Below are 13116 nucleotides of genomic sequence, written 5' to 3'. Positions count from 1 at the left end.
CTGGCGCTGCACGGGCAAATCGGGACCAATCTGATCTCCTCAACATCCGAACACGACACCGCCAAAACTCCGGTTCTGGCATTCGAAAGCATAGAACGGCGATATGGCGACGTGGTCGCGGTCGCCGGTGTGGACTGCACTATCGACGCAGGCAGCTTTGTCGCGCTGGTTGGATCGTCGGGTTCGGGCAAATCGACCTTGCTCAAAATGGTCAACACGCTCGTGACACCCAGCATGGGGCGCGTGCTGTTTGGCGGCGAGGATGTGACCGGGCTGAAGCAGTCGCAGCTTCGCCGCAGGGTCGGATATGTGTTTCAAGGGATCGGCCTGTTTCCCCATTTCACCGTTGGTGAGAATATCGCCATCGGACCGCGTCTGGCCGGAGAGAAGTTGAGCGATGGGCGGATCGCCGAACTGCTCACTCTGGTCGAGCTGGAGCCGGATATGGCAAGCCGCATGCCAGATGAGCTGTCCGGCGGGCAACGTCAGCGTGTCGGTGTTGCGCGCGCTCTGGCAGGCGATCCCGAACTGCTGATCATGGACGAACCGTTCGGAGCGCTCGACCCGATCACCCGCGCTGCTTTGGGTGAGAAGGTGCGCGAGCTGCACGAAAAGCTCGGCCTCACCACCATCATGGTCACGCATGACATGGCTGAGGCGCTGCTGCTTGCCGACCGCGTGCTGGTGATGTCCTTTGGCAAGCTCGTGGCCGACAACACTCCACGCGAACTTCTAACGGGTGCAGGCGGCGAAATTGCGCAAAACCTCGTCGCGGTTCCGCGCGAACAGGCCGAGCGACTGGCTGCGATGGAAGGCCGTCTGGCATGAGCGAAATCTGGACCATTCTGCTTGGCCTTGGCGACAAATTCGCCGCGCATATCGTGCTTTCGGCAAGCGCTATCGGGCTGGGCATTCTGGTCGCTCTGCCGCTCGCGGTCTGGGCCAGCCGTTCGCAGGCCGTTGCGCGCATCGCGCTGGGTTTTGCCAGCCTTGTGCAGACGATACCCGCGCTGGCACTGCTCGCGCTGTTCTTCCCGATCCTTTTGAGCCTGCGCGCAGTGTTCGGCGAAGATTTGCCGACGCTTGGCTTCCTGCCAGCACTGCTCGCATTGGCGCTTTATGCGCTACTGCCGATCCTGCGCAATGCGGTGACCGCGCAGGCCAATCTCGACCCTGGCGTGCTCGAAGCCGCCGACGGAGTCGGCATGACCGGCTGGCAAAAGCTCACTCTTGTCGAGGCCCCGCTGGCCGCTCCCTTCATCATGGCCGGCATTCGCACTGCGAGCGTTTGGACGATTGGCGCAGCAACGCTCGCCACCACAATCGGCCAGCCCAGCCTTGGCGATCCGATCTTCGCCGGATTGCAGACGCAGAATTGGGCGCTGGTTCTGGCCGGGTGCATCGCGAGCGCGGGTCTGGCGCTGGTGGTCGATGCCTTGCTCGGACTAGTCGAGCGCGGGTTCGCCAGTCGCAAACGCTGGATGTGGGGCGCTGGTCTGGTCGCAGTCGCGCTCGGCGTTGCGGGGGCGCTTTACGCGCAATCGGATGGCGAAGATGACAACACGATCATCATCGCCTCAAAGCAGTTTTCCGAGCAATATATCCTCGCCCAATTGATCGGATCGCAGCTGGAGGCAGCAGGCTACAATGTCGAATATCGCGATGGGCTGGGATCGGCAGTGGTCCATAGCGCGGTCGCCTCGTCCAGCATCGACATCTCAGTCGATTACACCGGCACGATCTGGACCAACGAGCTCGGCCGCAGCGACAATCCTGGGCGCGAGGCCATGTATGAAACCATCGTGGAATGGGAGCGTGAGACGACCGGCGTGCGGGTGCTCGGGCGGCTCGGTTTCGAGAACGCTTACGCCTTTGCCATGCGCGAGGATCGTGCGGCGGAACTGGGTGTGACCTCGCTTGAAGATCTCGTGCCGGTTGGTCCGCAGCTAACCGTGGGCGGCGATCCTGAATTCTTTGAGCGTCCCGAATGGATTTCGGTGCGCGAGGCTTACGGAATGCGCTTTAGCGAAACGCGCAATTTCTCGCCGACCTTCATGTATAACGCGCTGCGCTCGGGCGAGGCTGATGTGATCAGCGCTTACACGTCCGACGGCCGTATCGCGGCGGATCGTCTGGTGGTGCTGGACGACCCGCGCGAGGCTCTGCCAAGCTACGATGCAATGCTGATGATGAGCCCGCGTATCGCAAATGACGAGGGGATCGTAAGCGCGCTCGAACCCCTGATCGGGGCCATTTCGGTCGAAGACATGCGCGAGGCCAATTTCGCCGTGGACCGTGAAGGCGAAGGCAAGCTCAGCCCAGCAGACGCCGCCGCCCAGTTAGCCGAGAGAATCGGGCTCTAACCAAGACGGTTGCAAAGCAACCGCAAGGCCGCGCGGCCGCCCCGCAGCGGGCGCAGCTATGCTGCGCGTCTAGCGAGGATACCAAACCTAACGCGCCCTGCGCCAGGTCTGCGTCTGACAAAACGGGCCGATACAGCCGCGCACTTCGAGCGTATTGGCACCCGTGCGGCGAACAACCGAACGATAGCTGCGCCCCGAATTGGGGTCATAAATCCGCCCGCGCCACTGATCGTCATCCTCGCGGAACTCGGTCAGGATCGGCAAGCCGAGCAGGCGGCGTGTTCGCAATCTTGGTTCAGGATTGTTGATGTCGCGCTGATCGGCGCCATCGGGCGGGGTCACCAGAAAGCGCGCAATCGTGCCGCAGGTCGCATTGCCGCATGTCTTGATCTCGACCACAGCATCGCGCTCTTCAGTGATCCAGCGTCCAGAGATCGCATCAGCCGCGCTCGCAGGCGCAATGCTCAGCATGAAAGCCGAAAGCGTGGTCATCAATCCCAGAACGAGGCGCGCAATCATGTCATTCTCCCGTGAAGCGGGAAGTAATACGTGCAAATGCTGCGAAAAGTTACCCCTTGTGAGGGGCTATTCAAACCCGACCCCAATCGGCCAGCGGCGCCCGCAAATACCCAGCACCTTGAACAACAGGCCCATCTGCGCATCATCCATTAGCCGGTCATATTGCCGTTTGAGCTTGTCAGCCTCGGCTGGATTCTTGCGCTGGAGCGCTTCGAGCCGGACATCGATCCCCATTTGGCGCAGCCACTCGCCCTGCATCTGGAGGCCCATGACATCCGCGCCGTTCTTCTTGGCGACATCCCTGAGCAGCTCGAAATCGACATGCGCGGTCAGATCGGCTTCGCCCGGCATGGCGAGAGGATCGACCTTTTCGTGGCTGCGGATCGCCTGAAGCGTTGAGCCTGCGCGCAGTTCGAGAGCGCCGTAGTCGATTATAAGCGCAGCGCCGCCCTGCTCTTTGAGACGCTGGGCGATTTCGGTCATAACCGCGCTGGCTGCCGGGCTGGTCTCGATCATCGTGCCTTGCGAAGCGCTCTTCCAGCTCTTGGGCACGATCGTGTCCATCGGCTTGTCGCCCGCCACAAAGGCGAATTCATCGCCCTCAAGGCCAATCATCCGCTCGTGCCAGCCTTGCGCAGAACGTACCAGTTGGTGGATCGGCAGCGCGTCGAAAAACTCGTTGGCGACGATCAGTAGGGGCGCGTCGTCGGGGAGCGTCGAGAGGTCGTCGTGATGCTGGGCGTCGGGGAAGGCCTCGCTCTGCAATTTGCGCAAGGCAGGCGAGGTTTCGACGAAATGGATCTGCGGGTCGAATTCATAGCGCGTTGCGGTGCGCATCGCGTCCTTGGCCAGCGTGCCGCGGCCCGGTCCAAGCTCGACATAGTGGATGCGTTTGCGCGCGCCCATGCGGACCCACAGATCGGCGATCCATAGTCCGATAAGTTCGCCGAACATCTGGCTAACTTCGGGCGCAGTGATGAAATCGGCTTCTTCGCCCAGAGGGTCACGCGATGTGTAATAGCGCGCATTGCTCTCGGCCATATAGTGCGCGAGGCTGATCGGGCCGGTTTCGCGGATGAGACGGCGGAAGACCTTGCCCAGATCCTTGTTCTTGGCGAGTTCGGCGGCTTTGGCGGCGGCTTGTTCGGCTTTGGCGGCGGCTTGTTCGGCTTTAGCCTTGGCTTCGGCCTCATCTTTCGCCTTCTTCTCAGCGGCGGCCTTTTGCGCAGCCTTCTTGGCTTTGGCCTCTTCCTTGGCCTTCTTCTCAGTGGCTGCTTTCGCTGCGGCTTCGGCCTTGGCCTTTTTCTCCGCTTCGATCCGAGCTTTGTCCTGGGCTTCCTGCTTGGCTTTGGCTTCAGCCTCTTTCTTCGCTTTGGCCTCTGCTTCGCGCTTTGCTTTTTCCTCGGCCACTTTCTTGGCTTTGGCTGCAGCGGCGGCTTCTTCTTTCTTCGCCCTTGCCTCTGCCTCCTGCTTGGCCTTGGCTTCGGCTTCGGCTTTGGCCTCTGCTTGGGCCTTGGCCTCTGCTTGGGCCTTGGCCTCGGCAGCCGCCTTGGCTTTCGTAGCGGCTTCGCGCTTTGCCTTTTCTTCCGCTTCTTTCTTGGCTCTGGCCGCAGCCTTCTTTTCAATCTCGAGCCGCGCCTTCTCTTGAAGCTCGCGTTCTAGCCGCTCCATTTCTTCGGCCTCGGCCTTGGCACGGGCCTCAGCTTCTGCCTTCGCTTTGGCGCGCGCCTCGGCCTTCTTGCGCGCCTCTTCTGCTGCGGCCTTTGCCTCTGCTTCTGCCTTTGCTTTCTTTTCGGCTTCGATCCGCGCCTTTGCTTCGGCCTCGGCTTTTGCTTTGGCTGCGGCTTCCGCCGTGGCCTTTTCCTCTGCCGCAGCCTTGGCTCTGGCCTCCGCTTCAAGTCGCGCTTTTTCCTCGGCCGCGACCTTGGCCTTCTTCTCAGCCTCTTCGCGTTCGCGTTTCTCGGCTTCGGCCTTTTGGCGAGCTTCCTCGGCTGTGCGCGCTTCCGCTTCGGCGCGCGCCTTTTCACGGGCAGCAGCAGCCTCCGCCCCGTCAAAGGGCGAAGGCGCAAAGCCCTCGACTATCTCGATCGGAATGTCGGTTTCGGCCCCGTCCGGCTCGATCAACCGCAGGGTGCGCAGATAGGTTGTTGGAGCGTCTAGCCCGCCGTCTAGGCTGCGCTGCCCGTCCCCACGGGTTTGCGAGTCACGGCGTAGATCGTGACAATCAATCCAGTCAGTATCAGCGGTATAGTCAGCCATTGACCCATCGATAGTCCGGTTCGCACAACAAAGTCAGCCAGTTGTGCATCTGGTTCGCGGAAAAATTCGTTAACAAAGCGCGCAATTCCCATGCCGAGCGTGAAAACGCCCACCAGCAAACCCGGACGGAACCGCGCATTGGTCTTCCAGAAAAGCAGCATCAGGATAATCAGCAATGCGAGCCCTTCAAGGCCCGCCTGGTAGAGCTGGCTGGGGTGGCGGGGCACTTCGTCTGCTTTGGCGAAGATCATGGCCCACGGAACGTCGGCCGCGCGGCCCCATAGCTCGCCATTATTGTAATTGGCGAGTCGGCCCAATAGCATTCCCATCGGCACATTGACCGCAATATAGTCGCACACGCGCAGGAATGAGAGATTTCCGCGCCGCGACACCCACAAGATTGCAAGGAGAACGCCGACTAGTCCGCCGTGGAAGCTCATCCCGCCTTCCCACAATTTGAGCACGTCGAGCGGGTTCTCCCACATTCCGGGTTGGTAAAAGACCGAATAGCCGATCCTGCCACCCAGAATGACGCCCAACGTGCAATAGAAGAACAAGTCATCAACGTGACGTTGCGCAAGCGGTGCACCGGGCGATTTGATCATCTTCGACAAGTGCCAGTAGGCAAAAATTACGCCGATTAGATAGGCGAGGCTGTAGTAACGCAAATCGAACCACCCGATCGAGAACAGCGCCTCGCCGAGATTGTAATCCGACCAGTAAATCGGGTCTGCAGCGCCGCCGCTTGCAGCAAGTAGTGACAGCACGAAAGGAACCCCTTAGTAAACAGTTTCAAAGCCGGACCGGCCTGCGTCTTGTGACGCTGCTTGGGGAGGCTTTTGGCACAGCGCAGACTTCGGGGGAAGCCTTGCAATGTGCCGCGACCACATTCCGAACGCCGCTTCCCTTGGCGGCAGACCCTGGCGACGACAAGCCTGCTATCAAGCGGGCAAATTAAGGAGAGATACCCGCATGCCCACCCAGCTGGACACTGCGCTAGAGGCGATTATCGGCGAACTGACCAAGGAAGGTCAGCCGTTTCACACCACGCCCTTTGTTCAAGACGGCGTTGAAATGCCGACCTTCACCACATCACCGCCGACATTAGCGCATTACTTCGCGCATTTCTGCAACGAGCATAAGGATGTCGAGTTTCTGGTCGACGGCGATCTGCGCCTGACCTTTGGCGATGCTTACGGGGCGGCTGTCTGCGTGGCAGAAAGCCTCGTGCTCGATCACGGCGTTGAAACCGGCGACCGGATCGGGATTGCGGCGCGCAATTCTGTCAACTGGATGATCGCCTATATGGGCATCGCCATGGCCGGCGGCTGTGTGACTTTGCTCAACGGCTTCTGGTCGGGTGACGAGCTTGCTTACGGCATCCGCCTTGCCGAGTGCAAAATCGTGCTCGCCGATGCTGGCCGCGCCGCTCGGCTCGAAGGCACCGTCCACTCCGCCAAGCTGGTGATGATGGAGCACACTGCTCCGTCGGACGGCCTCAAGAATATCTGGAAAGCTCCCGCCAGCTTTGAAACTTCGCAAGCGATGGCCAAACTCGGCACGCTCGGCCCCGATGATCTGGCGACGATCCTCTACACGTCGGGTTCGACCGGCCAGTCCAAAGGAGCTTTCTCCGACCATCGCGGCGTTGTTGCTGGTGTGCTGAACTATGTCGCGCAAAGCGCGATGGCCAAGGTGCTGCTCGAAAGCCAAGGGCAGGATGTCAGCTCACAGCCTTGCGCGCTGGTCGCGGTCCCGCTGTTCCATGTGACCGGCGAAGTGCCGCTGTTCCTTCAATCCTATGCCATTGCGCGCAAACTGGTGCTGATGCCCAAATGGGATGCTGAGACCGCGCTACAATTGATGGACCGGGAGAAAGTTTCCTACTTCGTCGGCGTTCCGCTGATGAGCTATGAAATCGCGACCCATCCCAACAAGGACCAGTATGACCTGTCGGCGTGCAAGAGCTTTGCCGCTGGCGGTGCGCCGCGTCCGCTGGAACATGTCACCAAGATCAAGGAAGCCTTCCCCGGCGGTTTCCCGATCCTTGGCTATGGCCTCACCGAAACCAACGCGGTCGGCTGCGGCAATTTCAACGAGAACTATATTGCCAAGCCCGGATCGACCGGCCGCGCCTCGCTGCCGCTGGTGGAAATCGGCATCCTCGATGATGACGGCAATCCAGTCCCGCAGGGCAGTGTCGCCGAGGTCTGCATCCGTTCGGTCGCCAATTTCCGCGGCTATTGGAACAATGAAGAAGCCACCACCAAGGCCTTCACCGCGGACCGGTTCTTCCGCACCGGCGATCTCGGTTATCTCGACGAAGACGGCTATCTCTATATCGTTGACCGCAAGAAAGACATCATCATCCGCGGCGGTGAGAACATCACCTGCATCGAGGTTGAAGACGCCATTTACGCGCATGACGACATCGCCGAATGTTCGGTCTTCGGCCTTCCCGATGACCGGATGGGCGAAGTTCCTGCAGCTATCTTCCGCGTGAAAGATGGCCGCGACGCGATGGAGCCGGGCGCATTGCGCGAATTCCTGCTATCGCGGATCGCGCCGTTCAAGGTGCCGCTTGTCGAACATATCTGGGTCACTGACGAGAAGCTTCCGCGTCTCGGCACACAGAAGATCGACAAGAAGAGCCTGCGCGAAACCTACACCAAATTGCTGGCCTCGGCTTAGGCCGGGCCCGCACTGACCGCCTAGAAACGCAAAGGGAGACGCCATGACCGACTGGAGCCTACCCAGTCGCCGCGTCCCCCGTCAGCGCGCGATCATCAATCGCCGCGAGCTGACCGGCGAGGTTTCTGCCTTGGCGCAGGAGCACGGCGAAGCTGCAAGGCCCGCTGTGCTCAAAGCGCTCCAAGCCGCGCTGGAGGCTGGCCGCGCGGAGCTCGAAGCGCGGCTTTTGGACAAGCCGTCTGCGGGCCACGAAATCACGCTGGGCTATGCGTTCATGACCGATCAGCTGGTGCGGGTAATCCATGATTACGTCACCGAGCATGTCTATCCGGTCGCAAATCGCACCGCTGCCGAACGGCTTACAGTGCTGGCAGTCGGCGGTTACGGCCGCGCGGAAATGGCGCCGCATTCCGATGTCGATATCGCCTTTGTCACGCCGATGAAACGCTCGCCATGGTGCGAGCAGGTGATTGAAGCGATGCTTTATCTGCTGTGGGATCTGGGGCTGAAGGTCGGCCATTCCAGCCGCACAATCGCCGATACGATGCGGATGGCGAAGGAAGACCTGACGATCTACACCGCCCTGCTCGAAGGGCGACTGATCTGGGGCGATCAGGACCTGTATGCGGAGCTGCGCCAACGTTTCTGGGCCGAGGTCGTGCGCGGAAACGAGCGGCAGTTCCTCACCGACAAACTGGCCGAGCGCAACCAGCGCCACAAACGCATGGGCGACAGCCGCTATGTCGTTGAACCCAATGTGAAAGAAGGCAAAGGCGGCCTGCGCGATCTCCAGACGCTTTACTGGATCGGCAAGAATTTGCACCGCGTCGAAAGCGCTGCCGATCTGGTCGAGGTGGGCCTGCTCACCCGCCCCGAATATCGCAGTTTCCGCCGCGCCGAGGCGTTCCTGCTCGCAGTGCGTTGCCACATGCATGTGCTGACAAACCGCGCCGAGGATCGCCTCACATTCGATCTGCAGCGAGAGATCGCGGCACGCATGAAATTCGCCGACCGTCCGGGCAAGAGCGCGGTCGAGCGCTTCATGCAATTCTACTTCCTTCAGGCAAAGCGGGTTGGCAGCCTGACCGGCGTGTTCCTCTCGCATCTCGACGACAAGGTCGCCAAGAAACGCACCCGCAGCGGGTTCTTTGCCGGATGGGCCGCGCGCCCGCGCTACCTCAAGAACTACATTGTCGAAGGCGGACGGCTGAAAGCGCCAAGCGACAAATGGTTTACCGAGGATCCGGTGCGCCTGATCGAGCTGTTCCAGCTGGCCGAGGCCGAAGGTCTCGAAGTGCATCCGGAAACCATGCGGCAGGCGGACCGGGACTCGCGTAGAATCGACAAAAAAGTGCGCCGCGATGCACGTGCCAACGCTCTGTTCCTCGAACTTCTGGGAGGGCGCAACGATCCTGAATCGGCGCTGCGCTGGATGAACGAGGCGGGTGTCTTTGGCCGCTTCGTGCCCGATTTCGGGCGGGTCAATGCCCAGATGCAGTTCGACATGTATCACCACTACACAGTCGATGAGCACACGATCCGCGCCATTGGCCTTCTCAGCCAGATCGAGCGCGGATTGCTCGAAGATGACCACCCGCGCGCGACCAAGCAGATTCACAAAGTCGCATCGCGCCGCGCGCTGTTTGTCGCGGTGCTGCTCCACGACATAGCCAAAGGACGCGGGGGCGATCATTCGGTTTTGGGGGCAGAGGTTGCGCAGGAGCTGTGCCCGCGTTTCGGCCTGACCGCGCGCGAAACCGAGCTGGTCCAGTGGCTGGTCTTGCAACATCTCTTGATGAGTTCAACCGCGCAGAAACGCGACCTAACCGATCCCAAGACAATCGAGGATTTCGTCGCCGAGGTGAAGAGCCTCGACCGGCTGCGCAACCTCGCGATCCTGACCGCAGTCGATATCCGCGCGGTCGGCCCCGGCACGTGGAACAGCTGGAAAGGCCAACTGCTGGGCGAGCTTTACGACGCCGCGCAGGAGCGACTGCGGCTGGGCCACAAGCGCACGGGCCGAAAGGAGCGGGTCAAGGCGCGCAAAGCTGGCGTGGCCGAAGAGCTGGGCGACAAGGCCCATCTGGTGGAGGAGGTGGGCGAGCTGCTCGGCGATGCTTACTGGATCGCCGAGCCGGAAGACATCATCGCCAAGAACCTCGTCCAGTACGAAGAAGCCCGGCGGCTCGAAGATCGCCTGTCGATCCGCTGCGAGGTGGATGAAGAGCGCGGAGCCACTCTGGTCAGTGTGATCGCTGCCGACCATCCCGGCCTGTTCTACCGTATCGCGGGCGGCATCCATCTGGCGGGCGCGAACATCATCGATGCGCGCATTCACACCGCCTCGAACGGATATGCGGTCGACAACTTTCTCGTTCAGGATCTGCATGAAGAGCCTCTGCGCGAAGACAATCAGATCGAGCGTCTCAAGAAGGGCATTCACGATGCATTGCTGGCCGAAGTCGAGCTGGTGCCCAAACTCGCAGCGCGTCCGCTCTCGCATTCGCGCGCCAAGGCATTTTCGGTCGCACCCGAGGTCAATTTCGACAACACCGCCTCCAACCATTTCACCGTTATCGAAGTCACCGCGCGCGACCGACCGGCACTGCTCAACCGGCTTGCCCATGCGCTCTACAAGGCCAATCTGATCGTCCAGTCGGCGCATGTGACGGCCTATGGCGAGGTCGCCTCCGACACGTTCTATGTCACCGATCTGACAGGCGGAAAGGTGACCAAGCCCAACCGTCTGGCCGAAATCGAAGCCGAGTTGCTCGACGCAGCCAGCGACCAGCGTCAGCGCGAGCACGAGAAGGTCTGAGCGCTCGTCACCTGACCGATCAGGCTGGCCGTTGGGCGGATTGCGAGCACGGCGGGTTGCAATCGCGGAACCTACTTTTTATGGGCCGACACCCCTTTCCAACCGGAGACTTTCTGAATGAACTTCCGCACCCCCTCACAGCGTCTTGCTGCCCTTCTTCTCTGCTCGGTCGCGGCCACGCCCTTTGCCGCACACGCCCAGGCAACTGACGGCGACGTCGAAGACACCGAAGAGCGCACCGGCACGCTGGACAGCATCGGCACCATCGTGGTCACCGGCACCAAGACGCAAGATCCCGAGGATGTGCAAGACGTACCGCTGGCCGTCACCGCGTTCAACGCCGACACGCTTGAGGCCTTCAAGGTTCGCGATGTCCAGGGCCTGACCTTCTCCGCGCCCAACGTCTCGCTCGACCAGATCGGGACCAGCCGCGGACAGGCGAACTTCTCGATCCGCGGGCTTGGCATCAACTCCTCGATCCCGTCGATTGACCCGACCGTCGGCGTGTTCGTCGACGGCGTCTATCTCGGCACCAATGGCGGCGTCGTGTTCGACCTGTTCGACCTTGATAGCGTTGAGATCCTGCGCGGCCCGCAAGGTGTGCTGTTCGGCCGCAACGTCACCGGCGGCGCGGTTCTGATCAACACCGGCAACCCGACCGAGGATTTCCAGGGCAAGTTTCGCGCGGCGGTTGACGGACCGTTTGTCGATGGCGGGCGCGGCGGCGCGAACTACACTGTCAGCGGCGTCGTTTCCGGCCCGATCGTCGAAGACGTGCTGCTCTTCAAACTCGGCGCCTACTACAACAATGACGAAGGCTACTTCCAGAACAGCTTTGACGGGTCCAACCACGGCGCGGCGGAAACCTATATCCTTCGCGGCGCGCTCGAAGCGCGTCTGGGCGATCTCACCCTGACCGGCAAGATCGACTATTTCGACAGCGAAGGCGACGGTCCGGCGGCGCAGAATCGCGGGCTTTTTGAGCGTGACACGTTTGACTTTGCGATCGACAATCGCGGCTCCTACACCAATGAGACGATCAACGCCTCGCTCACCGCTGAGCTGGACATCGGGCCGGGCACGCTGACCAACATCTTCGGCTATCGCGACTTTGCGAACACCACCGATGCTGACATCGATGCAACCCCGAACTTCATCTTCCATTCGGGCACCGAGACCGAGCAGGACCAGATCTCGAACGAGCTGCGCTATGCCGTGTCGGCCGATGCGTTCGACCTCACAGTGGGCGCATTCTACTTTGACCAGTCGATCGCTTACACAGAGGTGCGCAACATCATCAACGCGCCGACCTTCTTCGGCGGCGGTGCGCAGGATCACGAAGTGCTGGGTGCCTTTGCCAATGGCCAGTTCTACGTCACCGACGCGCTTTCGGTGATCGCAGGCCTGCGCTGGAGCCAGGAGACCAAGGACGCCGACGTCACCTATGTGCGCCCGCGCGTGGCCTGTTCGGTGGTCGAGGGCACTTGCCCGACCACCGGCACCAACTCGATCATCCCTACCGAGAACAACGGCTTCTCCGACCGGGTTCGCTTCACCAACTGGTCGCCCAAGCTCGGCCTGCAATACGAGTTCAACGACAGTCAGGTCTATGCGCATTGGACCCGCGGCTATCGCAGCGGCGGCTACAACTTCCGCATCACCAATGCGAACGCGTTCGAAGCCATCGCATTCGCTCCGGGCGGCAGCCTCAATTTCGATGAGGAACGGGTCGACAATTACGAGATCGGCGGCAAGTTCCAGAGCGCTGACGGCGCGCTCACCGTCAATGTCGCGGCCTACTACACCGACATTCAGGACATGCAGCGCGAAGTGAACCAGGCTTCGGCCGCCTCGGGGGTCGCGCAGTCGATTTTCAACACAGCCGACGCTTCGATCCTCGGTTTCGAAGCCGAAGCGCGCATGCGGATCACCGACACCTTCATCGTGACCGCCAATCTGGGCCTGATCGATGATAGCTATGACGCAATCCTGTTCGACATTTCGGGCGACGGCGTGATCGACCAGACCGACCTCGACCTGCGTCTGCCGCGTGTTCCCGAGATCACCTGGGGCGTTGGCTTCATCCACGAGCTGCTGCTGCCGACCAGTGAGATCCTGACCCGGGTGAACTTCCAGTATCGCGACGAGTTTGCCTATACCGACAACAACTTCGGTTACGTGCAGGACATTGCGAACCTCGAAGCCAACATCACCTGGAACACCCCGATGGATGGGCTGTCCTTCTCGGTTTACGGGCGCAACCTGCTCGACGGAGTGCAGGTTGGCGGTGACACGCAGCTGCCGTTCGGCGGACCGCTTGGCAATGGCGTCAACCGTCCGTTCGACGCCTTCCCGGCAGTGGGCAGCTTCTCGCCGCTCGCCAAGGGGCGCCAGATCGGTATCGAGGCTCTGTTCGAGTTCTAAGCTCGACCTTGCCTGCATGGACCATTTGAGAGGGGCGTTCCG

At 61.2% G+C, this 13116-nt stretch carries 8 protein-coding genes; 5 read left to right on the top strand and 3 right to left on the bottom strand.

What is annotated here, in order from left to right; genetic code table 11:
* Positions 1-111: 111 nt before the first annotated feature.
* Complete coding sequence (locus Q0887_RS13380) at positions 112-828, top strand: ATP-binding cassette domain-containing protein (protein ID WP_299196230.1); 717 nt, start codon at positions 112-114, stop codon at positions 826-828.
* On the top strand, positions 825-2363 hold the full coding sequence (locus tag Q0887_RS13375) for an ABC transporter permease/substrate-binding protein (RefSeq protein ID WP_299196229.1): 1539 nt from the start codon (positions 825-827) through the stop codon (positions 2361-2363). The genes Q0887_RS13380 and Q0887_RS13375 overlap by 4 nt, the downstream gene beginning before the upstream one ends.
* A gap of 87 nt (positions 2364-2450) precedes the next feature.
* Here Q0887_RS13375 and Q0887_RS13370 read toward each other — a convergent pair whose 3' ends face one another.
* From Q0887_RS13370 to lgt, 3 genes are all read right to left on the bottom strand, one after another.
* Positions 2451-2882: a DUF2147 domain-containing protein gene (locus tag Q0887_RS13370; RefSeq protein ID WP_299196227.1), complete on the bottom strand. Its 432-nt coding sequence runs from the start codon at positions 2880-2882 to the stop codon at positions 2451-2453.
* 66 nt (positions 2883-2948) lie between these two features.
* Entirely contained in the window at positions 2949-5141 is a 2193-nt protein-coding gene (locus Q0887_RS15045) for an SAM-dependent methyltransferase (RefSeq protein WP_363317679.1), read from the bottom strand.
* Positions 5051-5908, bottom strand: a complete 858-nt coding sequence (gene lgt / locus Q0887_RS13360) for a prolipoprotein diacylglyceryl transferase (RefSeq protein WP_299196225.1) — start codon at positions 5906-5908, stop codon at positions 5051-5053. Before lgt ends, Q0887_RS15045 begins: the two co-directional genes overlap by 91 nt.
* Before the next feature lie 205 nt (positions 5909-6113).
* Between lgt and Q0887_RS13355 the strand changes: the two genes are divergently transcribed.
* The 3 genes from Q0887_RS13355 (at position 6114) to Q0887_RS13345 (ending at position 13074) form a co-directional block, all read left to right on the top strand.
* On the top strand, positions 6114-7832 hold the full coding sequence (locus tag Q0887_RS13355; RefSeq protein ID WP_299196223.1) for a class I adenylate-forming enzyme family protein: 1719 nt from the start codon (positions 6114-6116) through the stop codon (positions 7830-7832).
* Positions 7833-7875: 43 nt separating this feature from the next.
* Positions 7876-10650 (top strand): [protein-PII] uridylyltransferase, encoded by a 2775-nt coding sequence (locus tag Q0887_RS13350; protein WP_299196221.1) that lies wholly within the window; start codon positions 7876-7878, stop codon positions 10648-10650.
* A gap of 117 nt (positions 10651-10767) precedes the next feature.
* Positions 10768-13074: a TonB-dependent receptor gene (locus Q0887_RS13345; protein WP_299196219.1), complete on the top strand. Its 2307-nt coding sequence runs from the start codon at positions 10768-10770 to the stop codon at positions 13072-13074.
* The last annotated feature ends 42 nt before the right edge of the window (positions 13075-13116 follow it).

The organism is uncultured Erythrobacter sp. (assembly GCF_947492365.1).
Lineage (GTDB): Bacteria > Pseudomonadota > Alphaproteobacteria > Sphingomonadales > Sphingomonadaceae > Erythrobacter.
The sequence above is the reverse complement of the archived record's forward strand: the minus strand, read 5'-3'. Positions and strand labels throughout refer to the sequence as shown.

Bases quoted from the DNA above. Each gene is read 5' to 3' on its own strand.
- Q0887_RS13375 (WP_299196229.1), top strand. From the start codon at position 825: ATGAGCGAAATCTGGACCATTCTGCTTGGCCTTGGCGACAAATTCGCC.
- Q0887_RS13370 (WP_299196227.1), bottom strand. From the start codon at position 2,882: ATGATTGCGCGCCTCGTTCTGGGATTGATGACCACGCTTTCGGCTTTC.
- Q0887_RS15045 (WP_363317679.1), bottom strand. From the start codon at position 5,141: ATGGCTGACTATACCGCTGATACTGACTGGATTGATTGTCACGATCTA.
- Q0887_RS13355 (WP_299196223.1), top strand. From the start codon at position 6,114: ATGCCCACCCAGCTGGACACTGCGCTAGAGGCGATTATCGGCGAACTG.
- Q0887_RS13350 (WP_299196221.1), top strand. From the start codon at position 7,876: ATGACCGACTGGAGCCTACCCAGTCGCCGCGTCCCCCGTCAGCGCGCG.
- Q0887_RS13345 (WP_299196219.1), top strand. From the start codon at position 10,768: ATGAACTTCCGCACCCCCTCACAGCGTCTTGCTGCCCTTCTTCTCTGC.